The organism is Sphingomonas sp. NY01, from assembly GCF_038809135.1.
Classification (GTDB): Bacteria; Pseudomonadota; Alphaproteobacteria; order Sphingomonadales; family Sphingomonadaceae; genus Sphingomonas; species Sphingomonas carotinifaciens.
In genome coordinates this window covers 3,097,305-3,119,803 of the sequence record NZ_CP101722.1, presented here as the reverse complement: position 1 = coordinate 3,119,803, position 22,499 = coordinate 3,097,305, and the positions used below count along the sequence as shown (strand labels likewise).

28 protein-coding genes and 1 tRNA gene are annotated in these 22,499 nt (G+C 68.0%); 18 read left to right on the top strand and 11 right to left on the bottom strand.

The features are described 5' to 3' along the window. Positions 1-14: 14 nt before the first annotated feature. Positions 15-1,097 carry a DNA-processing protein DprA gene (dprA, locus tag NPJ82_RS15110; protein WP_342657861.1) on the bottom strand — a complete coding sequence of 361 codons (1,083 nt, stop codon included), beginning with the start codon at positions 1,095-1,097 and terminating at the stop codon, positions 15-17. Further along, complete coding sequence (gene plsY / locus NPJ82_RS15105; RefSeq protein WP_240313384.1) at positions 1,090-1,698, bottom strand: glycerol-3-phosphate 1-O-acyltransferase PlsY; 609 nt, start codon at positions 1,696-1,698, stop codon at positions 1,090-1,092. The genes dprA and plsY overlap by 8 nt, the downstream gene beginning before the upstream one ends. Positions 1,699-1,815: 117 nt before the next feature. On the opposite strand from plsY, the gene murI reads away from it, so the two are divergent. After that, on the top strand, positions 1,816-2,613 hold the full coding sequence (gene murI, locus NPJ82_RS15100) for a glutamate racemase (protein WP_342657860.1): 798 nt from the start codon (positions 1,816-1,818) through the stop codon (positions 2,611-2,613). 250 nt (positions 2,614-2,863) lie between these two features. Then, a complete protein-coding gene (gene hemA / locus NPJ82_RS15095) occupies positions 2,864-4,105 on the top strand; it encodes a 5-aminolevulinate synthase (RefSeq protein WP_342657859.1) in 1,242 nt (413 codons plus the stop codon). A 192-nt stretch (positions 4,106-4,297) separates the two neighbouring features. Here the strand turns inward: hemA and NPJ82_RS15090 are convergent, their stop codons facing one another. The 3 genes from NPJ82_RS15090 to NPJ82_RS15080 are packed head-to-tail and all read right to left on the bottom strand — an operon-like array spanning position 4,298 to position 5,786. Next, the gene (locus tag NPJ82_RS15090) at positions 4,298-4,735 is read right to left on the bottom strand and encodes a DUF3429 domain-containing protein (RefSeq protein ID WP_342657858.1); all 438 of its coding nucleotides are present in this window, start codon (positions 4,733-4,735) and stop codon (positions 4,298-4,300) included. Continuing rightward, the gene (locus tag NPJ82_RS15085) at positions 4,735-5,289 is read right to left on the bottom strand and encodes a Uma2 family endonuclease (RefSeq protein ID WP_342657857.1); all 555 of its coding nucleotides are present in this window, start codon (positions 5,287-5,289) and stop codon (positions 4,735-4,737) included. Before NPJ82_RS15085 ends, NPJ82_RS15090 begins: the two co-directional genes overlap by 1 nt. A gap of 11 nt (positions 5,290-5,300) precedes the next feature. Then, positions 5,301-5,786: a hypothetical protein gene (locus NPJ82_RS15080; RefSeq protein ID WP_342657856.1), complete on the bottom strand. Its 486-nt coding sequence runs from the start codon at positions 5,784-5,786 to the stop codon at positions 5,301-5,303. Positions 5,787-5,909: 123 nt separating this feature from the next. On the opposite strand from NPJ82_RS15080, the gene rpiB reads away from it, so the two are divergent. From rpiB to NPJ82_RS15050, 6 genes are all read left to right on the top strand, one after another. Beyond that, positions 5,910-6,347, top strand: a complete 438-nt coding sequence (gene rpiB, locus NPJ82_RS15075) for a ribose 5-phosphate isomerase B (RefSeq protein ID WP_342657855.1) — start codon at positions 5,910-5,912, stop codon at positions 6,345-6,347. Then, positions 6,344-7,654: a serine hydroxymethyltransferase gene (glyA, locus tag NPJ82_RS15070; protein WP_342657854.1), complete on the top strand. Its 1,311-nt coding sequence runs from the start codon at positions 6,344-6,346 to the stop codon at positions 7,652-7,654. Before rpiB ends, glyA begins: the two co-directional genes overlap by 4 nt. A gap of 4 nt (positions 7,655-7,658) precedes the next feature. After that, positions 7,659-7,850 carry a hypothetical protein gene (locus NPJ82_RS15065; protein WP_112381540.1) on the top strand — a complete coding sequence of 64 codons (192 nt, stop codon included), beginning with the start codon at positions 7,659-7,661 and terminating at the stop codon, positions 7,848-7,850. Between the two features lie 9 nt (positions 7,851-7,859). Further along, positions 7,860-8,324 (top strand): transcriptional regulator NrdR, encoded by a 465-nt coding sequence (gene nrdR / locus NPJ82_RS15060; RefSeq protein ID WP_112381539.1) that lies wholly within the window; start codon positions 7,860-7,862, stop codon positions 8,322-8,324. Positions 8,325-8,616: 292 nt separating this feature from the next. After that, a complete protein-coding gene (locus NPJ82_RS15055) occupies positions 8,617-9,069 on the top strand; it encodes a GIY-YIG nuclease family protein (RefSeq protein ID WP_342657853.1) in 453 nt (150 codons plus the stop codon). Further along, on the top strand, positions 9,063-9,707 hold the full coding sequence (locus tag NPJ82_RS15050) for a TrmH family RNA methyltransferase (RefSeq protein ID WP_342659034.1): 645 nt from the start codon (positions 9,063-9,065) through the stop codon (positions 9,705-9,707). Before NPJ82_RS15055 ends, NPJ82_RS15050 begins: the two co-directional genes overlap by 7 nt. Before the next feature lie 200 nt (positions 9,708-9,907). Here the strand turns inward: NPJ82_RS15050 and NPJ82_RS15045 are convergent, their stop codons facing one another. Beyond that, positions 9,908-10,210 carry a chorismate mutase gene (locus NPJ82_RS15045; protein WP_342657852.1) on the bottom strand — a complete coding sequence of 101 codons (303 nt, stop codon included), beginning with the start codon at positions 10,208-10,210 and terminating at the stop codon, positions 9,908-9,910. Positions 10,211-10,401: 191 nt separating this feature from the next. On the opposite strand from NPJ82_RS15045, the gene rpsD reads away from it, so the two are divergent. The 4 genes from rpsD to aguB all read left to right on the top strand — a co-directional run bounded on the left by rpsD (position 10,402) and on the right by aguB (position 14,950). Beyond that, positions 10,402-11,016, top strand: coding sequence for a 30S ribosomal protein S4 (gene rpsD, locus NPJ82_RS15040; RefSeq protein ID WP_112381535.1), 615 nt, complete (start codon positions 10,402-10,404; stop codon positions 11,014-11,016). A gap of 132 nt (positions 11,017-11,148) precedes the next feature. Then, entirely contained in the window at positions 11,149-12,786 is a 1,638-nt protein-coding gene (locus NPJ82_RS15035; protein ID WP_342657851.1) for a M28 family peptidase, read from the top strand. Further along, positions 12,783-13,754 carry an agmatine deiminase family protein gene (locus tag NPJ82_RS15030; RefSeq protein ID WP_342657850.1) on the top strand — a complete coding sequence of 324 codons (972 nt, stop codon included), beginning with the start codon at positions 12,783-12,785 and terminating at the stop codon, positions 13,752-13,754. The genes NPJ82_RS15035 and NPJ82_RS15030 overlap by 4 nt, the downstream gene beginning before the upstream one ends. 347 nt (positions 13,755-14,101) lie before the next feature. Next, entirely contained in the window at positions 14,102-14,950 is an 849-nt protein-coding gene (gene aguB / locus NPJ82_RS15025; RefSeq protein ID WP_112381799.1) for an N-carbamoylputrescine amidase, read from the top strand. Here aguB and NPJ82_RS15020 read toward each other — a convergent pair. Next, positions 14,938-15,621 carry a uracil-DNA glycosylase gene (locus tag NPJ82_RS15020; protein WP_342657849.1) on the bottom strand — a complete coding sequence of 228 codons (684 nt, stop codon included), beginning with the start codon at positions 15,619-15,621 and terminating at the stop codon, positions 14,938-14,940. The genes aguB and NPJ82_RS15020 overlap by 13 nt on opposite strands. Between NPJ82_RS15020 and folK the strand changes: the two genes are divergently transcribed. The 3 genes from folK to NPJ82_RS15005 all read left to right on the top strand — a co-directional run bounded on the left by folK (position 15,620) and on the right by NPJ82_RS15005 (position 17,458). Further along, a complete protein-coding gene (folK, locus tag NPJ82_RS15015) occupies positions 15,620-16,099 on the top strand; it encodes a 2-amino-4-hydroxy-6-hydroxymethyldihydropteridine diphosphokinase (protein ID WP_342657848.1) in 480 nt (159 codons plus the stop codon). The two genes, NPJ82_RS15020 and folK, sit on opposite strands and share 2 nt — an antisense overlap. Positions 16,100-16,118: 19 nt before the next feature. Then, positions 16,119-16,194 (top strand) — tRNA-Lys (locus tag NPJ82_RS15010). Positions 16,195-16,216: 22 nt separating this feature from the next. Then, the gene (locus NPJ82_RS15005) at positions 16,217-17,458 is read left to right on the top strand and encodes an FAD-dependent oxidoreductase (RefSeq protein ID WP_342657847.1); all 1,242 of its coding nucleotides are present in this window, start codon (positions 16,217-16,219) and stop codon (positions 17,456-17,458) included. 67 nt (positions 17,459-17,525) lie between these two features. On the opposite strand, the gene NPJ82_RS15000 is transcribed toward NPJ82_RS15005, so the two are convergent. Together NPJ82_RS15000 and NPJ82_RS14995 are read right to left on the bottom strand one after the other, a co-directional pair. Further along, positions 17,526-17,660 carry a hypothetical protein gene (locus tag NPJ82_RS15000; RefSeq protein WP_260173177.1) on the bottom strand — a complete coding sequence of 45 codons (135 nt, stop codon included), beginning with the start codon at positions 17,658-17,660 and terminating at the stop codon, positions 17,526-17,528. A gap of 277 nt (positions 17,661-17,937) precedes the next feature. Then, complete coding sequence (locus NPJ82_RS14995) at positions 17,938-18,168, bottom strand: hypothetical protein (protein WP_267347239.1); 231 nt, start codon at positions 18,166-18,168, stop codon at positions 17,938-17,940. A gap of 162 nt (positions 18,169-18,330) precedes the next feature. Between NPJ82_RS14995 and NPJ82_RS14990 the strand changes: the two genes are divergently transcribed. Further along, on the top strand, positions 18,331-19,320 hold the full coding sequence (locus tag NPJ82_RS14990; RefSeq protein ID WP_342657846.1) for a methyltransferase: 990 nt from the start codon (positions 18,331-18,333) through the stop codon (positions 19,318-19,320). A 39-nt stretch (positions 19,321-19,359) separates the two neighbouring features. Here the strand turns inward: NPJ82_RS14990 and msrA are convergent, their stop codons facing one another. Beyond that, positions 19,360-19,899, bottom strand: a complete 540-nt coding sequence (msrA, locus tag NPJ82_RS14985; protein WP_112381528.1) for a peptide-methionine (S)-S-oxide reductase MsrA — start codon at positions 19,897-19,899, stop codon at positions 19,360-19,362. A gap of 83 nt (positions 19,900-19,982) precedes the next feature. On the opposite strand from msrA, the gene galE reads away from it, so the two are divergent. Together galE and NPJ82_RS14975 are read left to right on the top strand one after the other, a co-directional pair. Then, a complete protein-coding gene (gene galE, locus NPJ82_RS14980) occupies positions 19,983-20,993 on the top strand; it encodes a UDP-glucose 4-epimerase GalE (protein WP_342657845.1) in 1,011 nt (336 codons plus the stop codon). A gap of 1 nt (position 20,994) precedes the next feature. Next, positions 20,995-21,834 (top strand): CoA ester lyase, encoded by an 840-nt coding sequence (locus tag NPJ82_RS14975; RefSeq protein ID WP_112381526.1) that lies wholly within the window; start codon positions 20,995-20,997, stop codon positions 21,832-21,834. Here the strand turns inward: NPJ82_RS14975 and NPJ82_RS14970 are convergent. Further along, a complete protein-coding gene (locus tag NPJ82_RS14970; protein WP_342657844.1) occupies positions 21,814-22,473 on the bottom strand; it encodes a phosphatase PAP2 family protein in 660 nt (219 codons plus the stop codon). The genes NPJ82_RS14975 and NPJ82_RS14970 overlap by 21 nt on opposite strands. Between the last annotated feature and the right edge of the window lie 26 nt (positions 22,474-22,499).

Genomic DNA, 22,499 nt, shown 5'->3' with positions numbered 1-22,499 from the left:
GGGGAGAGGGCGTTTTAGAGTTGCAGGCTGACGCGGGCGCCGGCGTGGCGTTCCAGGCGGCCGGCGAGTTCCAGTTCGAGCAGCACCGTCTGGACGATGGCGGGGGCCGCGTTCGCCTGGCGGATGAGTTCGTCGATCGCGACGGGGACGGGGCCGAGCAGCGCGGTGACGGCGCGGCGGTCGGCGTCGCTGGCGTCCTGCGGCGGCGGGCCGGTGTAGCGGCTGGTGGGCGCTTCGACCATGCGGGGATCGAGGGGGCGGATCTGTTCGAGGATGTCGGCGGCGGACTGGATGAGGATGGCGCCGTCACGGATCAGGAGGTTGCAGCCTTGCGCGCGGGGGTCGAGGGGGCTGCCGGGGACGGCCATGACGTCACGGCCCATCTCGGTGGCGAGGCGGGCGGTGATGAGCGAGCCGGACTTCGGCGCGGCCTCCACGACGACGGTGCCGGTGGCGAGGCCGGCGATGATGCGGTTGCGCGAGGGGAAGTGGCGGGCGCGCGGCTCGGTGCCGGGGGGCTGTTCGGCCAGGAGGAGCCCGCGGGTCGCAACCGCTTGTTGCAGGTCGGCATTTTCGGGCGGGAAGGCGATGTCGATGCCGCTGGCGATGACGCCCACGGTGCCGGTGTCGATGCTGCCGGCATGGGCGGCGGTGTCGATGCCGCGGGCGAGGCCGGAGACGATCGTGACACCCTCCTGCCCCAGCGCGAGCGCCAGTTGGCGCGCGAAGCGGCAGGCGGCGGCCGACGCATTGCGCGCGCCGACGATCGCGACGCAGGGGCGGCGCGCGAGCGACAGGTCGCCGCGGACGATGAGCGCGGGTGGCGCGGTGTCGATATGGGCGAGCAGGCGCGGATAATCGGGGTCGCCGAGGAAGAGGTGGCGCGCGCCGAGCCGGCTGACCTCCACGATCTCGCGCTCAACCTGCGCCAGCGGGGGCGGGACGGGGGCGGCACCCCCGCCGCGGCGGGCAAGGGTGGGAAGCGCGTCGAGCGCCGCCTGCGCGCTGCCGAAGCGGGCGATCAGCTGCGCATAGGTGACCGGGCCGATGCCGGCGGTGCGGATGAGGCGGAGGCGGGCCCCGACCTCGTCAGCCACGCGCGCGGCGGCCGATGCGCGGCTCCGTACCGGCGAGCAGGCGCTCGATATTGGCGCCGTGCTTCCACACGACGATGAGCGCGAGCGCGATCAGCAGCATGACCAGATCAAAGCGGCCGAAAATGGCGGCCGCGACCGGCGCGCTGATCGCCGCCGCCATGCCGGCGACTGCGGAGATGCGCAGCGTGGCGAGCAGGCCGAGCCAGACACAGGCGAAGACGAGGCCGATCGGCCAGTGGAGCGCGAGCACGACGCCCATCAGCGTCGCCACGCCCTTGCCCCCGCGAAAGCGCAGCCAGACCGGGTAGCAATGGCCGATGAACGCGGCGGCGGCGGCGAGTGGCGCGTCACCGGGCGAGACATGCGCGACGATCGCGACGGCCGCGAACCCCTTGACGAGATCGAGCAGCAGCGTGGCGGCGGCCAGCCCCTTGCGGCCGGTGCGCAGCACGTTGGTGGCGCCGATATTGCCCGATCCAATCTGGCGCAGGTCGCCCGCGCCGGCGAGCCGCGTGAGGATGATTCCAAAGGGGATCGACCCCAGCAGGTAGCCGAACAGCAAGGCCAGCACGGGCGGAGCCCAGACGATTTCGGTTGGCAACGATACCTCTCTTCCGATGCCGGAGCATAAGGGGGCCGGTCGGCGCTGTCCAACAACCTCCATCAGAATGGCGGCGATCTTGCCGGGCGGCCGCGCGAGCCGGTAGGAGCGGCGGCCATGAGCGATGCGCGGCCGATCCTGTTCTTCGATTCCGGTGTGGGTGGATTGTCGGTGGTGGCGCCGACGACCGAGCTGCTGCCGCGTGCGCCGATCGTCTATGCGGCGGATTCGGCGGGCTTTCCGTACGGCACCAAAAGCGAGGCGGAAATCGCGGCGCGCGTGCCTGCGCTGCTGGGGCGGCTGGTGGAGCGGTATCGCCCGCGGCTGGTGGTGATCGCGTGCAACACCGCGTCCACCATCGCGCTCCCCGCGGTGCGCGCCGCGCTCGACGTGCCCGTGGTGGGGACGGTGCCGGCGATCAAGCCGGCCGCGGCAATGAGCGAAAGCCGCGTCATCGGCGTGCTGGGCACTGAGGCGACGGTGCGCCAGCCCTATGTCGACGATCTGGCGGCGCGCTTTGCGGGTGATTGCACCGTGCTGCGCCATGGATCGGCGGCGCTGGTGATGCTGGCGGAGGGCGCACTGGCGGGCGTGGCGCCGTCGCTGGACGCCGTGGCGACGGAGTTGCAGGGCTTGTTCGGGCAGCCGGGCGGCGAGCGGATCGACGTGATCGTCAACGCCTGTACGCACTTCCCGCTGCTGGAAGGAGACATGGCGGCGGTGGCGCCGGCGGGGGTACGCTTCGTGGATGGCGGGCCGGGAATCGCGCGGCGGATCGCGTATCTGACGGACGGGCAGGACTGGCCGGCGGTGCCGGTGCCGGGACGGCTGGTATTTACCCGACTCGGGGAACGCGAGCGGGCGATCGCGGCGACGTTGGCGACCCGTGGTTTCCCCGTGCTGGAGGCACTGTAGCGCGGCCTTGTTGAAAACTCGCGAAAGAGCAAGTTTCGAGGCGGCGCCAGCCCGCTCCCCCACCCGGCCACCCACACAGTATCCTTGATGGGTGGCCGGGTGGGGGAGCGGGCTGGCGCCGTCAAACGCGCCCCGGCGCGTTTCAAACGACCCCTTGGGACAATTTGTCCATGCGATTCGGCCCGGCTCGATCACTGTGGCCGGGTCTATGCGCTGGCCTTGTTAACCGCGGTCGCTTACATGTCGGTTCATGAGCATCGACGGCACGGACGTGCGCGTGGACTATTCGCGCGTTTTTACCCAGGCGATCGACCGGCTGCACGCCGAGGGACGCTACCGCGTCTTTATCGACATCCTGCGCAACAAGGGTGCGTTCCCGAATGCGCGCTGCTTTGCCGGGCATAACGGGCCGAAGCCGATCACGGTATGGTGCTCCAACGACTATCTGGCGATGGGGCAGCATCCCAAGGTGATCGCCGCGATGGAGGAAGCACTGCACGATGTCGGCGCAGGCTCGGGGGGCACGCGTAACATCGGCGGCAACACGCATTATCATGTCGATCTGGAGGCCGAACTGGCCGACCTGCACGGCAAGGAGGCGGCGCTGCTGTTTACCAGCGGATACGTCTCCAACGAGGCGACGCTGGCGACGATCGCCAAGATCCTGCCGGGCTGCATCATCTTTTCGGACGAACTGAACCACGCATCGATGATCGCGGGCATCCGCAATTCGGGATGCGAGAAGCGGGTGTTCCGCCACAACGACGTCGCGCATCTGGAGGAACTGCTGCGCGAGGCCGATCCGGCGGCGCCCAAGCTGATCGCGTTCGAGAGCGTCTATTCGATGGAAGGCGACGTCGCACCGATCGCGGCGATCTGCGACCTGGCGGACACGTACAACGCGCTGACCTATCTGGACGAGGTGCATGCGGTGGGCATGTACGGCGCGCGCGGCGGCGGCATTTCCGAGCGTGACGAGGTGGCGGACCGGCTGACCATCATCGAGGGGACGCTGGGCAAGGCGTTCGGGGTGATGGGCGGATATATCGCGGCGGACCGGATGATCGTGGACGTGATCCGCTCCTATGCGCCGGGGTTCATCTTCACGACCTCGCTGTCGCCAGTGCTGGTTGCGGGCGTGCTGGCCAGCGTGCGGCACCTGAAATCCTCCAGCGTCGAGCGCGAGGGACAGCAGGCATCCGCCCGCATGCTGAAGGCGATGATGCGCGAGGCCGGCCTGCCGGTGATGCTGGGCGACACGCATATTGTGCCGGTGATGGTGGGCGATCCGGTCAAGGCCAAGAAGATCAGCGATATCCTGCTGGCCGAATACGGCGTCTATGTGCAGCCGATCAATTATCCAACGGTGCCGCGCGGCACCGAGCGGCTGCGCTTCACCCCCGGGCCGGCGCATACGCCGGCGATGATGCGCGAACTGACCGATGCACTGGTGGAGATCTGGGGGCGGCTGGAATTGCGGATGGCGGCCTGATTCTTCTCGGGCTTGAGAGAAGCTTTTCGCGCGGAAGCGCGGAGGTGTTCCGCCGAGGGCAATCATACCGTCACATCGTCGGGTCGTGATGATGGGGGTGCGCTTGTGCGCACGAGACACCTCTGCGTCCTCCTGCGCGAACATCATTTCTGCTTCGCTTTGTGCGCCCTCTCCTGCCGGGGAGGGATTGGGTCAGCGGGTCAGCAGCGCCATCAGGATCGTCAGGGTGCCGAGGCCGAGCGACAAGGGGATGCGCAAGCCCATCCAGCCGTTGGGGGCTTCGCCGGTGGTCGCCAGATGGCGGTCGACCAGCAGGGTCAGGAACACCGCGCTGCCGAGCAGGACCAGCGGCCATGTCGTCGACAGGCGGAAGACGGCGAGCAGGAACAGCGCAAAGGCGACGAGCGAGGGCGTGACCGCGGCGAGCAGCAGCGGCGTCTGCCGCGTTTCGCGACCGAGCGCGAGCGTCCACCACAGGCCGCCCAGGAAGCTGAAGATCAACGCGGTATAGGCGAAGGTGACGATCGGCCAAGCGGGGTCGGGGATGACGATCTGCGCGAGCACCAGGGCCAGCGGCGGGAGCAGGCCGGAAAAGCCGAGCAGGCGTGCCGGGGCGGAAACACGTGCCATCAGCCGAGCGTAACCTGTGCATCGGTGCCGGGCACGGGCAGCGGCGCGCCGAATCGGACGGTGCGGATGTCCGCATAATCGCCGTCGATCGGCTCTGCATGGATGTGGACAACCGCGCGGGCACCGTCGACCACCCAATAAATGGGGATGCCGGCCGCGGCGTAGAGCAGGCGCTTCAGGCTGAGGTCGCGGGCCTGTGTCGTTTCCGATACCTCGACCACCAGCAGCAGCACATCGGGGCGGGCGGGTTCCCTGTCGCCCAGCGGACGGCGCGCCAGGGCGGCATCACATGCGACAATCGTGGTGTCGTCGACCTGCACACTGGTTTCGGCCAGAACGGTCAGGGTGCTGCCGCGTGCCGCCTGCCACAAGGCACCGATCACCATGGCCTGCCGGGTGCTGTGACCGCCCAAAGGAGGATTCATCCGTTCCAACTCTCCCGCGACCAGTTCGACCTTCATGCCCTCGAAGGCGCCGGCTTCGCCCATGCGCAGGAACTCCGCCGCGGTGAAGCGGGCGCGGGTATCGGGGGCAAGGCGGACGGGCAGGTTCACGGGGTGCGATCCTATCGCAGCAGGCGGATGCGGCAATAGCCTTCACCGGGCTTGACCGTCAGGCATTCCTTTTGCCCGGCAAGCCATTTCAGGCCGGTCGCGTCGCCATCGGTGGGGCGCAGCATCAGATCCTCGCCATTGCGGGTAAAGGCAATGCCATCGTCCTTTGCCAAGCCGGCGAACTTGCCCTTGTTGTCGAGGTCCCACTGCATCTCCAGCCGGTATTTGCCGGGCGAGGTGCCGTGGCGGACGACGAGGTACATGCCCTCCACACCCCTGTAGCGGCCGACCAGATCGGCCTGATGCGTCTCGACGCTGTTGCGCGGCGAGCCGGAGAAGGTGGTGGAGTCGCCCGCCGGCGTGCGCGTCTTGGGCTGAACGGTGCCGGACGCGGTGATGTTGGTGGCGGCTTCGTTGTCCGCGGCGGGACCGGAACAGGCGGCACCGGCACAGACGGCGGGGACCAGCAGGGAAAGGGAAAGCAGGCGAAGGATCATGGCGGGGCAACCCGTGACGGGGGCGTACCGTTCCCGGGCATGACTTCGCGGTGGCAATATGCGCGCGGGGGGCGTAAAGGCGCGCGCATTCCATTTTCGCTGTCGCCCGGAGCCTTTCGACCCATGCGCATCGCCATCGCTTCCGATCATGCCGCTGCCGGGTTGAAGGCGGTGTTGGCGGGATGGTTGCGGGAGCGGGGGCATGACGTGATCGACCTGGGGGCCGATGGCAGGGCCAGCGTGGATTATCCGGATTATGGCTATGCGGTGGCCGAGGCGCTGGCCGAGGGACGGGCCGAGCGCGGGGTCGCGCTGTGCGGGTCGGGCATCGGTATCTCGATCGCCGCCAACCGGCACCCCGCCTGCCGCTGCGCGCTCGTCTCCGAGCCGCTGACCGCCGCCCTGTCGCGCCAGCATAACGACGCCAACGCGATCGCCATGGGCGCGCGCCTGATCGGCGAGGAGATGGCCAAGGCCTGCCTCGACGCTTTCCTGTCCACCCCCTTCGAGGGTGGACGCCACCAGCACCGTGTCGACAAGCTGTCGAAGGAGTTCGCATGAGCACGCAGCCCCAAGATATCGCCGCCGTCCAGCCTGATGGCTTCTTCACCCGCAGCCTGGCCAAGGCGGATGCCGCGGTGTTCGCCGGCGTGCGCCACGAGCTGGAGCGCGAGCAGACGCAGATCGAGCTGATCGCGTCGGAAAATATCGTCTCCAAGGCGGTGATGGAGGCGCAAGGCTCGGTCTTCACCAACAAATATGCCGAGGGTTATCCGGGCAAGCGCTATTACCAGGGCTGCGCGCCGTCGGACGAGGTCGAGCAACTGGCGATCGACCGCGCCAGGCAGCTGTTCGGCTGCGACTTCGTCAACGTGCAGCCGCATTCGGGCGCGCAGGCGAACGGCGCCGTGATGCTGGCGCTGGCCAAGCCCGGCGACACGATCATGGGCCTGAGCCTGGATGCCGGCGGCCACCTGACCCACGGGGCGCGCGCCGCGATGTCGGGCAAGTGGTTCAACGCGGTGCAGTACGGCGTCGACCCCGAGACGCATCTGATCGATTACGAGCAGGTCGCCCGCCTGGCGCGCGAGACGAGCCCCAAGATCATCATCGCAGGCGGCTCCGCCTATCCGCGGGTGATCGACTTTGCGAAGTTCCGCGCGATCGCGGACGAGGTCGGCGCGTATTTCATGGTCGACATGGCGCACTTTGCCGGGATCGTCGCGGGCGGGCTGCACCCGACCCCCTTCGGCCATGCGCATGTGGTGACGACGACCACGCACAAGACGCTGCGGGGCCCGCGTGGCGGCATGATCATGACCAATGACGAGGCGATCGCCAAGAAGATCAACTCGGCGGTGTTCCCCGGGCTTCAGGGCGGGCCGCTGATGCACGTGATCGCGGCCAAGGCGGTGGCCTTTGGCGAGGCGCTGCGCCCCGATTTCAAGACCTACATCGCCGCGGTGGTGGAGAACGCCAAGGTGCTGGCCGCGACGCTGCAGGAGCGCGGCGCGAACCTGGTGGCGGGCGGCACCGACACGCATCTGGCGCTGGTCGACCTGACGCCGCTGGGCATCACCGGCCGCGACGCGGACGAGGCGCTGGAGCGCGCGGGCATCACCTGCAACAAGAACGGCATTCCCAACGACCCGCTGCCCCCGGTGAAGACCAGCGGCATCCGCGTCGGCAGCCCGGCGGGCACGACCCGCGGCTTCGGCCCGGCCGAGTTCCGCGAGATCGGCCACATGGTCGCCGACGTGCTCGACGGATTGAAGGCCAGGGGCGAACATGGGGACCCGGAGGTCGAGGCGGACGTTCGTACCCGCGTGCGCGCCCTTTGCGCACGGTTCCCGATCTATCAGGGGTAAGAGAATGGCCGATTTCGACAACAAGGCACGTCAGGTTCAGGACCGGGTGAAGAACACGCCGGGTCTGGGCAAGAGCATGGCGAAATGGGGTGCGCTGGGCGCCGTGGTGGCGATCCCGATCCCGTTCGTCGGCCCGCTGCTGGGCGCCGCCGCGGGTGCCGGCTATGCCTATATCAAGGCGACGAAGAAGGGCTGACGATCCGCGATGCGCTGCCCCTTTTGCGGCCATGAAGACAGCCAGGTGAAGGACAGCCGCCCCACCGAAGACGGGGCGGCGATCCGGCGTCGGCGGCAGTGCGAGGGGTGCGCAGCGCGGTTCACCACATTCGAGCGCATCCAGTTGCGCGAACTGGCGGTGTTGAAGAGCGAGCACCGGCGCGAACCGTTCGATCGCGAAAAGCTGCTCCGGTCGATCTCGATCGCGGCGCGCAAGCGGCCGATCGAGCCGGTGCGACTGGAAAAGCTGGTATCCGGCATCCAGCGGCAACTGGAGACGAGCGGGGACGGCGAGGTGTCGTCCAAGCGGATCGGCGAGATGGTGATGGAAGGGCTGAAGGGCCTCGATTCGGTCGCCTATATCCGGTTTGCGAGTGTGTACCGCGAGTTTGGCGAGGCGAAGGATTTCGAGGCGTTCGCGGGGACGGTGGAAGAGGTGGCGCGGGGGGAGTGAGGGCCTTGCCGAGCATGTCTCCACCGCGGTCCGTGCGTCGGCAGCTCGCATAGCCGCGAAGAAATGGATCGAGCCGCCCCAGGGCGGTCAGCCTGTCTCTCGATGCGCAGCCTCGCTGCTACGCGATGGCTGCTCGAGACGGACGGGGAGGGATCGGGACGGCCTTGAACATATGATGATCGTTTCGAGCCAGCGTTGAATACGGATATCCCAGGACTGCCGCAAAACTCCGTTCGTCTCGAGTAGTCATCGAGCTTGTCGAGATGGCGTATCGAGAGATAGGGCCTGCGCGATGACCTTCTGGACCTATATCCTTCGCTGTGCCGATGGCAGCTATTACACCGGGCATAGCGATAACCTCGAAGCGCGGATCGGCCAGCATGAGGCTGGTGAGATACCGGGCTACACGCAGAGCCGGCGGCCTGTGACCCTGATGTGGTCGCAAGAATTCCCGTCGCGAAGTGAGGCTTTGGCGGCAGAGATGCAGGTCAAGGATTGGTCGCGCGCGAAAAAGGAAGCATTGTTCCAGGGAGATTGGGCGACCGTGTCCCGTCTGGCGCGCAAATCACCGGCGGGCGATGTCTCTCGATACGCCGTCTCGACAAGCTCGACGCCTACTCGAGACGAACGGGATGGGGGAGACGAGATGCAGGAAGAAGAACGCATGACCACCCCGCCCCCGTCATCGTGCTGGTGCGGCCGCAGCTGGGCGAGAATATCGGCAAGGCGGCGCGGGCGATGTTGAATTTCGGGCTCTTGGAGATGCGGCTGGTGGCGCCGCGGGACGGGTGGCCCAACCCGGCGGCGGGGCCGGCGGCGTCGGGGGCGGACGTGGTGCTGGAGCAGGCGCGGGTCTATGAGAGCGTGGCCGACGCGGTGGCGGATTGCTCGCAGGTCTATGCCACCACGGTGCGCAAGCGCGGCGTGACCAAGCCCGTCGTGACGCCGGAGGTCGCGGCCGGGGAAATCCATGCCGGGCCGGGACGCTCGGCGATCCTGTTCGGGCCGGAGCGATCGGGGCTGGAAACCGACGACGTGGCGGTGGCGCGGACGATCATCACCGTGCCGATCAATCCGGAATTCGGCAGCCTCAATCTCGCGCAGGCGGTGATCCTGGTGGCGTATGAGTGGTCGAAGGGCGTGGCGCTGGCGCAGCCGCCGGAAACCGAATTGCCGCCGGTCGCACCGCAGGGCGAGCTGGACGGGATGATCGGACAGCTGGAGGAGATGCTGGAGGGCGTGGGGTATTTCTTCCCGCCGGACCGGGTGCCGGCGACGAAGCGGACGCTGCGCACGCTGCTGACCAAGCCGGGCTGGTCGAGTCAGGAGGTGCGGACGCTGCGGGGGGTGTTGTCGACGCTGGCGCGGCCGCGGGGGCGGTAGAGCCAGATGACATGAGGTTGAACCCTCTATCCGTTCGTCTCGAGTAGCCGTCGAGTAGCGGCAAAGCCGCGTATCGAGACGGTGTATCGAGAGATGGGTGGGCGCGCGGGGCGGTCTCTCGATGCGTCATCTCGATACGCTGCCTGATGGCAGCTACTCGATGACTACTCGAGACGAACGGGGTGAGTTGGTGGAGGCTATCAACGGCGGTCGAAGGCGGCGAGTTCGTAGGCGATCGAGGCTTCGACCAGCGTTTCCCATAGCGCGGCGACGACCTGTTCGGGAACGCCGAGCCGTACCGCCTCGGCACGGGCCTGGTCGATCACCTGGGCCTTGCGCGCCTCGTCGCGGACATGGCCGCGCTCGGGCTTGATGCGGGCGGCGGCGTCCATATAGGCGAAGCGGCGGGCAAGCAGCGCGACCAGATCGCGGTCGAGCCGGTCCACGCCGGCGCGGACCTCCGCCATGGTGGTGCAGTCGGGGCCGGAAAGGATCGTGGTCATGGCCGCGCGCTGTGAAGCGTGGCGGCGGCGCTGTCCATTCTTGACTCTCGGGCAGCCAGCGGCTAGGCGCGCGCCTTCGCAATCGCCCCCGCACCCCGGTGAAGCGGAGGGCCCGCGCGTGTCTGCATCGTCAGGTTCGTACGGCGCGATCTACCGGGAATACCGTTGTTAGCTGTTGCCAAGGAATACACATGTCGAAGCGTCATAGCGCAAAGTACAAGCTCGACCGCCGGATGGGCGAGAACATCTGGGGTCGCCCGAAGAGCCCGGTCAACAAGCGCGAATACGGCCCCGGCCAGCACGGCCAGCGCCGCAAGGGCAAGATGTCGGACTTCGGCATCCAGCTGCGCGCCAAGCAGAAGCTGAAGGGCTATTACGGCGACGTCACCGAGAAGCAGTTCAAGGCGTCGTACATCGAGGCCGCCCGTATGAAGGGCGACACCGGCCAGAACCTGATCGGCCTGCTGGAGCAGCGCCTGGACATGATCGTGTACCGCGCCAAGTTCGCGCCGACGATCTGGGCCGCGCGCCAGCTGGTCAGCCATGGTCACATCCGCGTCAACGGCGTGAAGTGCAACGTCGCGTCGCGCCGCTGCTTCGTCGGCGACGAGATCACGCTGGGTTCCAAGGCGCAGGAAATGGCGCTGGTGATGGAAGCGCAGCAGCTCGCCGAGCGTGAAGTGCCCGATTACGTCGCCGCCGACGGCACCGCCAAGGTGACCTTCGTTCGCGTGCCGACGCTGGACGAGGTGCCTTATCCGGTGAAGATGGAGCCGAACCTGGTCGTCGAGTTCTACTCGCGCTAAGCTTCGGACAATCCGGACGGAATATGGAAGGGCGGTCCCGCTGGGGCCGCCCTTTTCCTTTGGGCGGAGTGCTGGACGCGTACGCGGCGGGTTGGCAAGAAGGGCGCCGATAATCCGATACGGGGGTCCCGCATGCGCCAAGCCATTCTTGCCACGTTGCTTTTGTCCGCCGCCGGGGTGGCGACCGCGCAGACCAAACCGGCGATTTCGGTGGAAACGCTGAAGACGGTGACGCAGACGCTGGCGTCCGACGCCTATGAAGGGCGCGCCCCGACCACGCCGGGCGAGGACAAGACGGTTGCCTATATCGTCGAGCGCTTCAAGGCGGCGGGGCTGAAGCCGGGCAACAAGGGAAGCTGGTTCCAGGACGTGCCGATGGTGGAGATCACCGCCACCGACGTGCAGCCGATGACCTTTACCGGCGGCAAGACGCCGCTGTCGCTGGCGTATCGCACCGACATGGTGGCCGGCACGTACCGCGTGACGCCGGGAATCGCGGTCAAGGACAGCGAGGTCGTCTTCGTCGGATACGGCATCACCGCGCCGGAAAAGGGCTGGGACGATTATGCCGGCGTCGATGTGCGCGGCAAGACGGTGGTGATCCTGGTCAACGATGCCGACTGGCAGGTGCAAGGGCGCGAGGGGCCGTTCGAGGGGCGCGCGATGACCTGGTACGGGCGCTGGCCGTACAAGTTCGAGAATGCCGCCAAACATGGTGCCGCGGCGGCGATCATCGTTCATCAGACCGAGCCGGCGGCCTACCCCTGGGCGGTGGTGCAATCGTCCTGGACGGGGCCGCAACTGGAACTGGACGAAGCGGGCGACCACATGGACCAGAGCCAGGTGATCGGCTGGATCCAGCAGGCCTCCGCTCAGGCGCTGTTCCGCTCGGCGGGCAAGGATCTCGGGGCGCTGACCAAGGCGGCGCAGGCCAAGGGGTTCAGGGCGGTGCCGCTGGGCGTCAAGATGTCGACCGGCTTTGCCAACACGATCCGGCGGCAGGCGTCGAAGAACGTCATCGGCGTGCTGCCGGGGACCACCGCACCGGGGGAGACGGTGCTGTATTCGGGGCATTGGGACCATCTGGGCCGCTGCGACGCGGTGGACGGCGACGATATCTGCAATGGCGCGGCCGACAATGCGACGGGGATCGCCGGGCTGGTCGCGCTGGCCGAAGCGCAGGTGAAGGCGGGGCCGGCGAAGCGGTCGATCGCGTTCCTGGCGGTGACGGCGGAGGAAAGCGGGCTGCTCGGCTCGCGCTATTATGCCGAGCATCCGGTCTTTCCGCTGGGCCGGACCGTGGGCGGGGTGAACATGGACGTGCTGAACGTCGTGGGGCCGGTGAAGGACTTCGTGCTGACGGGTGCGGGCAAGTCGGAGATCGAGGACCTTGCCAAGCCCCTGGTCGCGGCGCAGGGGCGCACGATCAGTCCGGAGGCCAATCCGGAGCGGGGCAGCTATTACCGGTCGGACCATTTCTCCTTTGCCAAGCTGGGCGTGCCGATGCTGTCGGGCGGATCGGGGCAGGATCAGGTGGAGGGCGGGGTCGCCGCCGGCCATGCCGCGCGCGAGGATTATGTCGCCAACCGGTACCACAAGCCGTCGGACGAATATGATTCCAACTGGAACTGGGGTGGTGCGATCCAGGACCTGAACGTCTATTACGCGCTCGGCCGCAAGCTGGCGGACGATACGGGCCTGTGGCCCAACTGGTATCCGACCGCCGAATTCCGCGCCATCCGTGACCAGAGCAGGGCAAAGACCAAGTGACCACCACGACACCGCCACCCGCCGAATGGGCACCGCATGCCGCCGTCTGGATCGGCTTTCCCAGCCATGCCGAGCTTTGGCAGGAGGATCTGGAACAGGCGCGACAGGAAGTCGTCGCCTTTGCCACCGCCGTTCATGCCGACGGGCGCGGCGAGACGGTGATCCTGGTCGCCGCGGACGGCGGGGCGGCGGAGGCGGCGCGCGCGCTGGCGCCGTTCGCCGAGGTGGTGGTGCAGCCGTTCGGCGACATCTGGCTGCGCGATACCGGGCCGATCCTGTTGGGTGACGGATCGGCGCGGCTGTTCGGCTTCAACGGCTGGGGCGGCAAGTACGACCTGCCCGGTGACGACACGGTCGGCGAGCGGCTGGCCGAGGATCGCGGGCTTGGCGCGACGCGCTGCGACTGGATTTTGGAGGGCGGTGCGATCGACGGCGACGGCACCGGCACGGTGGTGACGACGCGCCAGTGCCTGCTGAACCCCAATCGCAACCCCGAACTGACGCAGGAGGGCATCGAGCGGCGGCTGGCGGACGATCTGGGGCTGACCCGCGTGGTGTGGCTGGGCGACGGGCTGCTCAACGACCATACCGACGGGCATGTCGACAATCTGGCGCGCTTCGTGGGCGAGAATCGCGTGGCGATCCCGGAAGCGTCGGAGAATGACCCCAACTGGCAGGTGTATAACGCTGCACGTCGCGACGCGGCGGCGGCGGGGCTGGAGGTGGTCGCGGTGCCGTCGGCGGGCCGTGTCCTGCGCGACGGGGAGGTGATCCCGGCGAGCTACATGAACTTCTATATCGGCAATGCCGCGGTGGTGGTGCCGGTCTACGGTACCGAGAACGACGCGGCGGGCGTGGCGGCGATCCAGGCTCTTTTCCCGGACCGCGAGGTCGTGGGGTTGCGGGCGGATGCTATTCTGACCGGGGGTGGCAGCTTCCACTGCATCTCGCAGCAGGTGCCTCGCTGAATTTGTTCACGCGAAGACGCGAAGGCGCGAAGATGTGGCGGCGCTGGCGAGCGGGAGACATGTTTGCTGCGTTGCTGAAGGCAGGCCGGGCCGCTCTCGCAACCTCTTTGCGGCTTCGCGGCTTCGCGTGAGTCTTCTTTCGTTTTGATTCACGCGGAGACGCGGAGGCGCGGAGGATGTTGCGTGAGCCATGCGGTTTCGCTTTTGCCATTGGTCGGGATTGTCTTCCGGCCGAGAGGGCGTGGTCGGGGGCGGCGAGCGCAACTCTCCGCGTCTCGGCGTGAACAAATAGCCGATCGGCACGCGGGCGGATGACGAATCGGGTCGCGGCCCTTATGTGGGCGGCCATGACTGAGATCTCCGTCGCTGCGCTGCAGCTCGCCTTCTCCGACGATATCGATGCCAACATCGCCAACGTGTCGCGCCTGGTGCGCGAGGCGGCGGGGCGGGGGGCGCAGGTGATCCTGCCGCCCGAACTGTTCGAGGGCGAATATTTCTGCCGCGTCGAGGACGAGGGGCTGTTCGCCAACGCCAAGCCCGTGGGCGAGCACAAGGCGGTGCTGGCGATGCAGGCGCTGGCGGCCGAACTGAAGGTGCATATCCCGACCAGCTTCTTCGAGGCGGACGGGCCGCATCATTACAACTCGCTGGCGATGATCGGGCCGGACGGCCGCGTTGCGGGCATTTATCGCAAGAGTCATATCCCGGACGGGCCGGGATATGAGGAGAAATTCTATTTCCGCCCCGGTAATACCGGCTTCAAGGTGTGGGACGGGCCGGGCGCGACGCTGGGCGTGGGCGTGTGCTGGGACCAGTGGTATCCCGAAACCGCGCGTGCGATGATGCTGATGGGCGCGCAGCTGCTGTTCTACCCCACCGCGATCGGCAGCGAGCCGCATGACACCTCGCTGGATACCGCGCGGCTGTGGCGGCGCGCGATGGTGGGACATGCGGTGTCCAACGTCGTGCCGATCATCGCGGCCAACCGGGTGGGCACAGAGCACGGCCAGACTTTTTACGGCACCAGCTTCATCTGCGACGAGCGTGGCGACATCCTGGCCGAACTGGACCGCGAGGAAGAGGGCGTCATCACCGCGACGCTGGATCTGGACCGGGTGAAGCGGCACCGCGCCGCCTTTGGCTTCTTCCGCGACCGGCGGCCCGAACTCTATGGACGGCTGGTTCAGGATATCTGATTGCGGCCGATGTCCACGGCGCGGGCGAATACCGCGTCGAACATTTCAGGGGTCAGACGGCCGGTATTCTGGTTGTACCGGGAGCAGTGATAGCTGTCGATCAGCACCATGCCGCTGGGCATGCGGTGTTCCGCCAGATGCCCGAAGCGGGCCTTGGGCAGGCGGCCGCCGAGCGCCTTGACCGCGGACTGGTGCGCGATCTGGCCGAGCGCGATCACCACGCGCAGGTTGGATAGCGCCGCGACCTGGTCTTCCAGAAAAGTGCGGCAGGTACGGACCTCGTCGGGGCTGGGCTTGTTCTCGGGCGGCAGGCATTTGACCGCGTTGAGGATGATCGCGCCGGTCAGGCCGAAACCGTCATCGACATGGCCGGCAAAGGTGCCGGTCGTCAGCCCGTGCCGGGCCATGGTGTCATAGAGCAGCGGCCCGGCGCCATCGCCGGTAAAGGGGCGGCCGGTGCGGTTGGCACCCTGCCTGCCCGGCGCGAGACCGACCACGCCCAGCCACGCGCCCGGATCGCCGAAGGCGGGGACCGGGGCGTTCCACCAGTCGGGATGTTCGGCGCGAAGGTCTTCGCGCACGCTCACGAGGCGGGGGCAGCGCGGGCAATCGTGCGGCGGCTCGGTCTGCGGGAGTGCGGCGGCGGGCGGGGTGGGATAGGGATCGGACATGGTGACCACAACCTATGCCATCGCGCTCGGCTCCAATCGACCCGGCCGTCACGGAATGCCGGCCGACGAGGTCCGTGCGGCGGTGGCGGCGCTGGGGGATGGTGTGCGCGGCGTGTCGGCGATCATCACCACCGCGCCGCTGGGGCCGTCGATACGGGCTTTTGCCAATGCGGTGGTGCTGGTGGAGAGTGCAATGGCGCCGCCGGCGATGCTGCGGCACCTGAAGGCGATCGAGCGGGCGTTCGGGCGGCGGCGGGGGCGGCGCTGGGGCGCGCGGGTGATCGATCTGGACATCGTGCTGTGGTCGGGGGGGCGCTGGCGGTCGGCGGGGCTGGTGGTGCCGCATGCCGCCTATGCGACGCGGGACTTCGTGCTCAGGCCGCTGGAGCAGGTGGCGGGGGCGTGGCGCGCGCCGGGTACGGGGCGGCGCGTCCGCCATCTGGCACATATGGTTGACCGCAGGCGTCCACGCCCCTAACTGCGCTGGCACCCGATGGGGGTCCGTAGCTCAGTCGGTAGAGCAAGCGACTTTTAATCGAGAGGTCCCGGGTTCGAGCCCCGGCGGACCCACCACGGGTAAGGGGTGCATCGGCAGATGAACGGCGAGCGCAACTACGACATCGTGATCGTCGGCGGCGGGCATGGCGGCGCACAGGCCGCGATCGCGCTGCGCCAGGCCAAGTTCGAGGGCAGCATCGCGGTCGTCGGCGATGAGCCCGACCTGCCCTATGAGCGACCGCCGCTGTCCAAGGAATATCTGTCCGGCGAGCGCGCGTTCGAGCGCATGTTGCTGCGCCAGCCGCAATTCTGGGACGAACGCGCGGTGACGATGATCCCGGGGCAGCGGGTCGTCGGCGTCGATGCGGGCGGCCACCGCGTGACCACCGCGGGTGGCGTCAGCATCGGTTATGGCCGGCTGATCTGGGCGGCGGGCGGCGCGGCGCGGACGCTGACCTGTCCGGGAGCCGATCTGGCCGGGGTATATGGCATCCGCACGCGCGGGGATGTCGACCGGATCCGGGAGGCGCTGGATGGGGTGACACGCGTCTGCGTCGTGGGCGGCGGCTATATCGGGCTGGAAGCGGCGGCGGCCCTGGTCAAGTTCGGCAAGCAGGTGACGGTGCTGGAGGCGCTGCCCCGCGTGCTGGCGCGGGTGGCCGGCGAGCCGTTGTCGCGCTTCTACGAGGCGGAACACCGTGCGCACGGCGTCGACCTGCGGCTGAACGCGGGCGTGGCGGAGATCGTCGGCGAGGACGGCCGGGTGCGCGGCGTGCGGCTGGCGTCGGGCGAGGCGATCGCGTGCGAGATGGTGATCGTCGGCATCGGCATCGCGCCGGCGGTCGCGCCACTTCTCGCGGCGGGTGCCGCGGGCGGCAACGGCGTGGATGTGGATGCGACCTGCCACACCACCCTGCCCGATATCTATGCGATCGGAGACTGTGCGGCACATGCCAACGCCTTTGCGGCGGGCGCGCAGATCCGGCTGGAGTCGGTGCAGAATGCCACCGACCAGGCCAATGTCGCGGCGCAGGCGATCATGGGTATGCCGGTCGCGTATCACGCGGTGCCGTGGTTCTGGTCCAACCAATATGATCTGCGGTTGCAGACGGTGGGATTGTCGACCGGATATGATCTGGCGGTGGTGCGCGGCGACACGGCGTCACGCAGCTTCTCGGTCGTCTACTTGCGCGGCGGGCGGGTGATCGCGCTCGACTGCGTCAATGCGACACGGGATTATGTGCAGGGCCGCAAGCTGGTGGCGGCGGGGGCGGCGGTGCCGGCGGCACGATTGGCCGACGCAAGCTCGCCGCTAAAGGATATCGTCGTCGCCGCGTGAAGGCGGCAACCGGACAGGAATTGCGTGGGGCGCGCCGGGCGCGGCCCCCACGGCAATTGGACAGGGTTCAGGCGGCGCGCGAAACGGCGGCGGTACGAACGTCGTCGTTGGCAGCGGTAACGAGCGGCGCAACGGTCGCGACCTGGGTACCCAGAACCGCATTGCGGCGAGCGGCGAAAAGCAGAGCGATCAGGCTGAACATAATGGCCTCCATGGAGAAATGCTGCGATGCAGCGTGCTGCCTCCATGTGGCGCGGGTGGGCGATTGCAGCAAATGCAAGCTTTGCCGGTGCAGTTGCAAGAATCGAAGTTAAGCAGCTGGTAAGGCTGTCGGGGTGCTTGTCGATCGGGCGTGGCACCACGTCGCCCCGTTCGTATGCAGACAGCGCCGCACGATCTCGCTCCGCGGCATTGCCGCTACTCGGCGACTGTTCGGGACGAACGGGGGTGGGTGAGAAACAGCCTTATAAGGTCAGACCCTAGCGCGCGGTGTTGCGACCCTGCAGCGAAGCGCCGGCCGCCTGCTGATTGGCTTCATCCACGGCGGCCCATTCGGCGGCGGTGCGGCAGACGCGCTTGCTCAAGCGCGATCCGACCGGCGTTTCACGGCGGCAGATCTTCTTTTCCGCCGGTGCCGGGTCCTTGGCGGGGGCGGCGGCATCCTGCGGTGCCGAGAACATGGCGAGGGCCAGAAACATCACGGTCATCATCGATCTCCCATCGAACTGAAGCCGCAGGATCGTTCGCTTTACCCCATTGTGCAACCCGCTGGTCGGCCAGGGCACCTGCGCACTGATCGCGATCAGTGTATTTGTCGGGAAACGTACAAAGCGTGGGTCGTTACCGCTCAATAATAAACGTGGAAGATCAGCATGTTAACCCAGGTAAACGTTGTTGTTGATCCCGACGCCACGCAAGGGGAGGTGGCCTGGTTCTCACCCGAGCGCAGCGCCGCATTGCTGGCGCTGCTGCGCGCGCTGGACGCGCGTGACTATCGCTTCGTAACGGCAACGCCCGCGACGCATGCCCGCGTGCTGAAGCGCCCGGCGCGCCGGATCGCCGGATCGCTGCGCGACATATTGGGCTGGAGCCTGCCGTTCACGCGCGACGTGGTGGATGCCGACATGATGGCGCTGCTGGAGGCGGCGGGCGCGGTTCGGCCGCTGGGTGGGGAGCGTTATGCCCCGACCCTGCGTGCGTCGACGGTGGAGGGACATCTGTTCCTGCATTCCGCCTATCCGACCCTTGCTGAGGATTCGGTGTTCCTGGGGCCGGACAGCCACCGTTTCGCGCAGTTCATCGCGGCCGGCATGGCGCCCGATGCGCGACGGGTGCTGGATTATGGGGCCGGGGCGGGCGTGGGCGGGATCACCGCCGCGGCGCGGACCCGGGACGGGCACCTGACGCTGGCGGACATCAATCCCAAGGCGCTGTTCCTGGCGGGCATCAATGCGGAGCATGCCGGGTTACGACATGCCTGCATGCAGGTGCAGGCGCCGCGCGATCTGGATGCCGGATATGACCTGATCGTCACCCATCCGCCGTTCATGATCGACGAAGGCCGACGCGCCTATCGCGATGGCGGCGACCTGTACGGGGCACGGCTGTCACTGGAATGGGTGATCCAGGGCAGCGCGCTGCTGGCACCGGGCGGGCGCCTGATCCTGCATACCGGTGTGTCGATCGTGGCAGGGCGCGACGTGCTGCTGGATGCGCTGCGCGAGCGCCTGCCGGCGACGGGGTTCGAACTCGACTATCGCGAACTGGACCCGGACATCTTCAGCGAGGATCTGGACCAGCCCGGCTATGGCGAGGTGGAGCGCATCTCGGCGGTCGGGCTGATCCTGTACCGGACGGCGTGACGGCTGCCGCCCTCCCGGATGCGGGAGGGCGGCAACGGGTCAGGCGGTGACGGCGCGCGAGCGGGCGGCGAAGCTCTTGCGCAGCTTTTGCAGCTTGGGCGGGATCACCGCCATGCAATACGGGTTCGAACGTCCCGAGGTTTCCCAATAGTCCTGATGGTAATCCTCCGCCGGATACCACTCGGCCATCGGTTCGATGGTGGTGACGATGGGCTTGGGCTGGTCAGCCTGGTTCCGCTCAATCGCCGCCTTCATCGCCGCTTCCTGTTCGGGCGAGGCGGGGAACATCGCCGAGCGATACTGGGTGCCGACATCATTGCCCTGACGGTTCAGCTGCGTCGGATCGTGGGTGGCGAAATAGATGTCGAGCAGATCGTCGAGGGCAAGCTGTTCGGGATCGAAGCCGATGCGGATCGCCTCGGCATGGCCGGTATCGCCGCCGCACACCTGCTTGTAGGTCGGGTTGGCGACGCTGCCGCCGATATAGCCGCTTTCGACCGACTCTACGCCGATCACGTCCTTGAACACCGCCTCGGTACACCAGAAACAGCCGCCGGCGAGTGTCACATAGTCGGTCATGGAATAACTCCTTGGTCTTTGCGCTTAGATAAGAAGCCGCTACCGCGAGGCAATCCATGGACGGCCAAGGGAGTGACGGGCGGATGAGCGACACGCGGTTGAGCGGCAAGGTGATGGTCACCGGCGGCGCAGGCTATATCGGCAGCCATGCGGTGCTGGCGCTGGCCGATGCCGGCTACGACGTGGTGGTGGTCGACAATCTGGTCACCGGCTTTGCCTGGGCGGTCGATTCCCGCGCGACGCTGGTCGAGGCCGACGTGTCCGACATCGAGACGATCCGCACCACGATCCGCGAGCACGGCGTGCGTGCGATCATGCACTTCGCCGGGTCGGTGGTGGTGCCCGAGTCGGTCAGCGATCCGCTGAAATATTACCGCAACAACACCGCGGCGAGCCGCGCGCTGATCGAGGCGGCGGTGGCCGAGGGCGTGCCGCATTTCATCTTCTCGTCGACGGCGGCGACCTATGGCACGCCGGAGCGGGTGCCGGTGCAGGAGGGCGATCCCAAGGCGCCGATCAATCCGTACGGCATGTCGAAGCTGATGACGGAGATCATGCTGAAGGACATCGCGGCCGCGCATCCGATCAACTATTGCGCGCTGCGCTACTTCAACGTGGCGGGGGCCGATCCGGCGGGCCGTTCGGGGCAGTCGACGGTGGGGGCGACGCACCTCATCAAGATCGCGGTCGAGGCGGCGACGGGCAAGCGCGGCCATGTCGGCGTGTACGGCACCGATTTCGCGACGCGCGACGGGACGGGCGTGCGCGATTACATCCACGTATCGGACCTGGCGGCGGCGCATGTCGCGGCGCTGGAACTGCTGGTGGCCGAGCCGGGCGAGAGCCATACGCTGAACTGCGGCTATGGTCGCGGCTTCTCGGTGCTGGAGGTGCTGGACGCGGTCGACCGGGTGACCAACATGACGATCGAGCGCCGCATGGAAGGGCGCCGCGCGGGCGATCCGGCGGAACTGGTCGCCGACAACGGCGCGATCCTGGCGGCGCTGCCCTGGCGGCCGGAGCGCGACGATCTGGACGGGATCGTCCGCGATGCGCTGGCCTGGGAGCGCAAGCTGGCCGAGATGGGCAAGTAAGATGCGGCTGCGCTCGCTGTTGTTCGTGCCCGGCGATCGCCCCGATCGCATGGCCAAGGCGTGCAACAGCGGCGCGGACGCGCTGATCCTGGACCTGGAGGATGCGGTCGCTCCCGCCGCCAAGCCGGCGGCGCGGGAGGCGGTGGCGGCGTTCCTGCGCGAACCGCGCGATGGCCGGCCGGCGCTGTTCGTGCGGATCAATCCGCTGGACGGCGAACTGGCGGAGGATGACCTGGCCGCGATTTTGCCGGCGCGGCCGGGCGGGCTGGTGCTGCCCAAGGCGGAGGGTGCGCGAACGCTGGCGGCGCTGGATGCGCGGCTGAGCGGCGAGGTGGCGATCCTGCCCATCGCGACCGAGACGCCGGCGGCGATCTTTCAACTGGGCAGCTATGCCGGGGTGACGCCGCGGCTGGCGGGGCTGACCTGGGGCGCCGAGGACCTGCCCGCCGCGATCGGGGCGGCGACCTCGCGCGAGGCGGATGGCGGCTATACCGCGCCCTATCAGATGGCGCGGTCGCTGACCCTGTTCGGGGCGCATGCCGCGGGCGTGCCGGCGATCGAGACGGTGTATCCGGACTTTCGCGACCTGGACGGGCTGGCGGCCTATGCCGCGCGGGGGCGGCGCGACGGCTTTACCGGCATGATGGCGATCCATCCGGCGCAGGTGGCGGTGATCAACGCCGCCTTTACCCCGAGTGCGGAGGAACTGGCGGCGGCGCAGGCGATCGTCGATCTGTTCGCCGCCAATCCGGGGGCGGGCGCGCTGCAACTGAACGGGCGGATGGTGGATGCGCCGCACCTGAAGGCGGCGCGCGCGCTGCTAGCGCTCGCCGCCGATTGAGGCGCGGGCACGCTCGGTCGCCCACCACCAGGCGAGCGCCCACAGCGTGCCAAACGACCAGCCGGCGAGCACGTCGGTCGGCCAGTGAACACCCAGATAGATGCGGCTGAGCCCGATCGCGCCGACGAGCAGCACGGCGACTACGACGGTGTAGGTGCGCGCCGCCGACTGGCGCAGCACCTGTGTCGAGAGCGCGGCGACCGTCAGATAGACGGTGGCGCTGTTGGCGGCGTGGCCGCTGGGGAAGCTGGCATTGGTCACGGTGACGAGATGGTCGACCAGATCGGGGCGGGCGCGACCGGCCCATGCCTTGATCGCATCCACCGCCATGCCGCCGCTGATCGAGGCGGCGAGCACCGCAAGGGCGGTCAGCCACAGACGCTGCACGAGCAACAGCCCGGTGACCGCGATCACCACGAGCGTGAGGATCACGCCGCCGCCAAGCGCGGTGACGTCCTTTGCGACGCGCGGCAGCCATGACGGTCCGCCCCATGCCCGCAAGGAGACGAGGATCGCGTGATCGAAGGCAAAGGACCAGCGATCCACCGCCAGCCCGACCAGAAGAACGAGGCCGAGCGCGACGGCGGCGGCGGCGATGCCGGTCAGGGCGGGGGGCAGGGTGCGGGCGCGGCGGATCATGCGGCTCCAACCCCCGTTCCGTGCGT

What these genes read in the sequence shown, in the direction of transcription:
- NPJ82_RS14990 (WP_342657846.1), top strand. Translation starts at nt 18,331, where the DNA reads ATGTTAACCCAGGTAAACGTTGTTGTTGATCCCGACGCCACGCAAGGG.
- NPJ82_RS15055 (WP_342657853.1), top strand. Translation starts at nt 8,617, where the DNA reads ATGACCTTCTGGACCTATATCCTTCGCTGTGCCGATGGCAGCTATTAC.
- aguB (WP_112381799.1), top strand. Translation starts at nt 14,102, where the DNA reads ATGACTGAGATCTCCGTCGCTGCGCTGCAGCTCGCCTTCTCCGACGAT.
- NPJ82_RS15050 (WP_342659034.1), top strand. Translation starts at nt 9,063, where the DNA reads ATGTTGAATTTCGGGCTCTTGGAGATGCGGCTGGTGGCGCCGCGGGAC.
- NPJ82_RS15080 (WP_342657856.1), bottom strand. Translation starts at nt 5,786, where the DNA reads ATGATCCTTCGCCTGCTTTCCCTTTCCCTGCTGGTCCCCGCCGTCTGT.
- NPJ82_RS15045 (WP_342657852.1), bottom strand. Translation starts at nt 10,210, where the DNA reads ATGACCACGATCCTTTCCGGCCCCGACTGCACCACCATGGCGGAGGTC.
- nrdR (WP_112381539.1), top strand. Translation starts at nt 7,860, where the DNA reads ATGCGCTGCCCCTTTTGCGGCCATGAAGACAGCCAGGTGAAGGACAGC.
- NPJ82_RS15090 (WP_342657858.1), bottom strand. Translation starts at nt 4,735, where the DNA reads ATGGCACGTGTTTCCGCCCCGGCACGCCTGCTCGGCTTTTCCGGCCTG.
- NPJ82_RS15065 (WP_112381540.1), top strand. Translation starts at nt 7,659, where the DNA reads ATGGCCGATTTCGACAACAAGGCACGTCAGGTTCAGGACCGGGTGAAG.
- NPJ82_RS14995 (WP_267347239.1), bottom strand. Translation starts at nt 18,168, where the DNA reads ATGATGACCGTGATGTTTCTGGCCCTCGCCATGTTCTCGGCACCGCAG.
- murI (WP_342657860.1), top strand. Translation starts at nt 1,816, where the DNA reads ATGAGCGATGCGCGGCCGATCCTGTTCTTCGATTCCGGTGTGGGTGGA.
- NPJ82_RS15005 (WP_342657847.1), top strand. Translation starts at nt 16,217, where the DNA reads ATGAACGGCGAGCGCAACTACGACATCGTGATCGTCGGCGGCGGGCAT.
- hemA (WP_342657859.1), top strand. Translation starts at nt 2,864, where the DNA reads ATGAGCATCGACGGCACGGACGTGCGCGTGGACTATTCGCGCGTTTTT.
- NPJ82_RS14970 (WP_342657844.1), bottom strand. Translation starts at nt 22,473, where the DNA reads ATGATCCGCCGCGCCCGCACCCTGCCCCCCGCCCTGACCGGCATCGCC.
- NPJ82_RS15035 (WP_342657851.1), top strand. Translation starts at nt 11,149, where the DNA reads ATGCGCCAAGCCATTCTTGCCACGTTGCTTTTGTCCGCCGCCGGGGTG.
- glyA (WP_342657854.1), top strand. Translation starts at nt 6,344, where the DNA reads ATGAGCACGCAGCCCCAAGATATCGCCGCCGTCCAGCCTGATGGCTTC.
- msrA (WP_112381528.1), bottom strand. Translation starts at nt 19,899, where the DNA reads ATGACCGACTATGTGACACTCGCCGGCGGCTGTTTCTGGTGTACCGAG.
- NPJ82_RS14975 (WP_112381526.1), top strand. Translation starts at nt 20,995, where the DNA reads ATGCGGCTGCGCTCGCTGTTGTTCGTGCCCGGCGATCGCCCCGATCGC.
- rpsD (WP_112381535.1), top strand. Translation starts at nt 10,402, where the DNA reads ATGTCGAAGCGTCATAGCGCAAAGTACAAGCTCGACCGCCGGATGGGC.
- NPJ82_RS15000 (WP_260173177.1), bottom strand. Translation starts at nt 17,660, where the DNA reads ATGTTCAGCCTGATCGCTCTGCTTTTCGCCGCTCGCCGCAATGCGGTT.
- NPJ82_RS15020 (WP_342657849.1), bottom strand. Translation starts at nt 15,621, where the DNA reads ATGTCCGATCCCTATCCCACCCCGCCCGCCGCCGCACTCCCGCAGACC.
- folK (WP_342657848.1), top strand. Translation starts at nt 15,620, where the DNA reads ATGGTGACCACAACCTATGCCATCGCGCTCGGCTCCAATCGACCCGGC.
- galE (WP_342657845.1), top strand. Translation starts at nt 19,983, where the DNA reads ATGAGCGACACGCGGTTGAGCGGCAAGGTGATGGTCACCGGCGGCGCA.
- rpiB (WP_342657855.1), top strand. Translation starts at nt 5,910, where the DNA reads ATGCGCATCGCCATCGCTTCCGATCATGCCGCTGCCGGGTTGAAGGCG.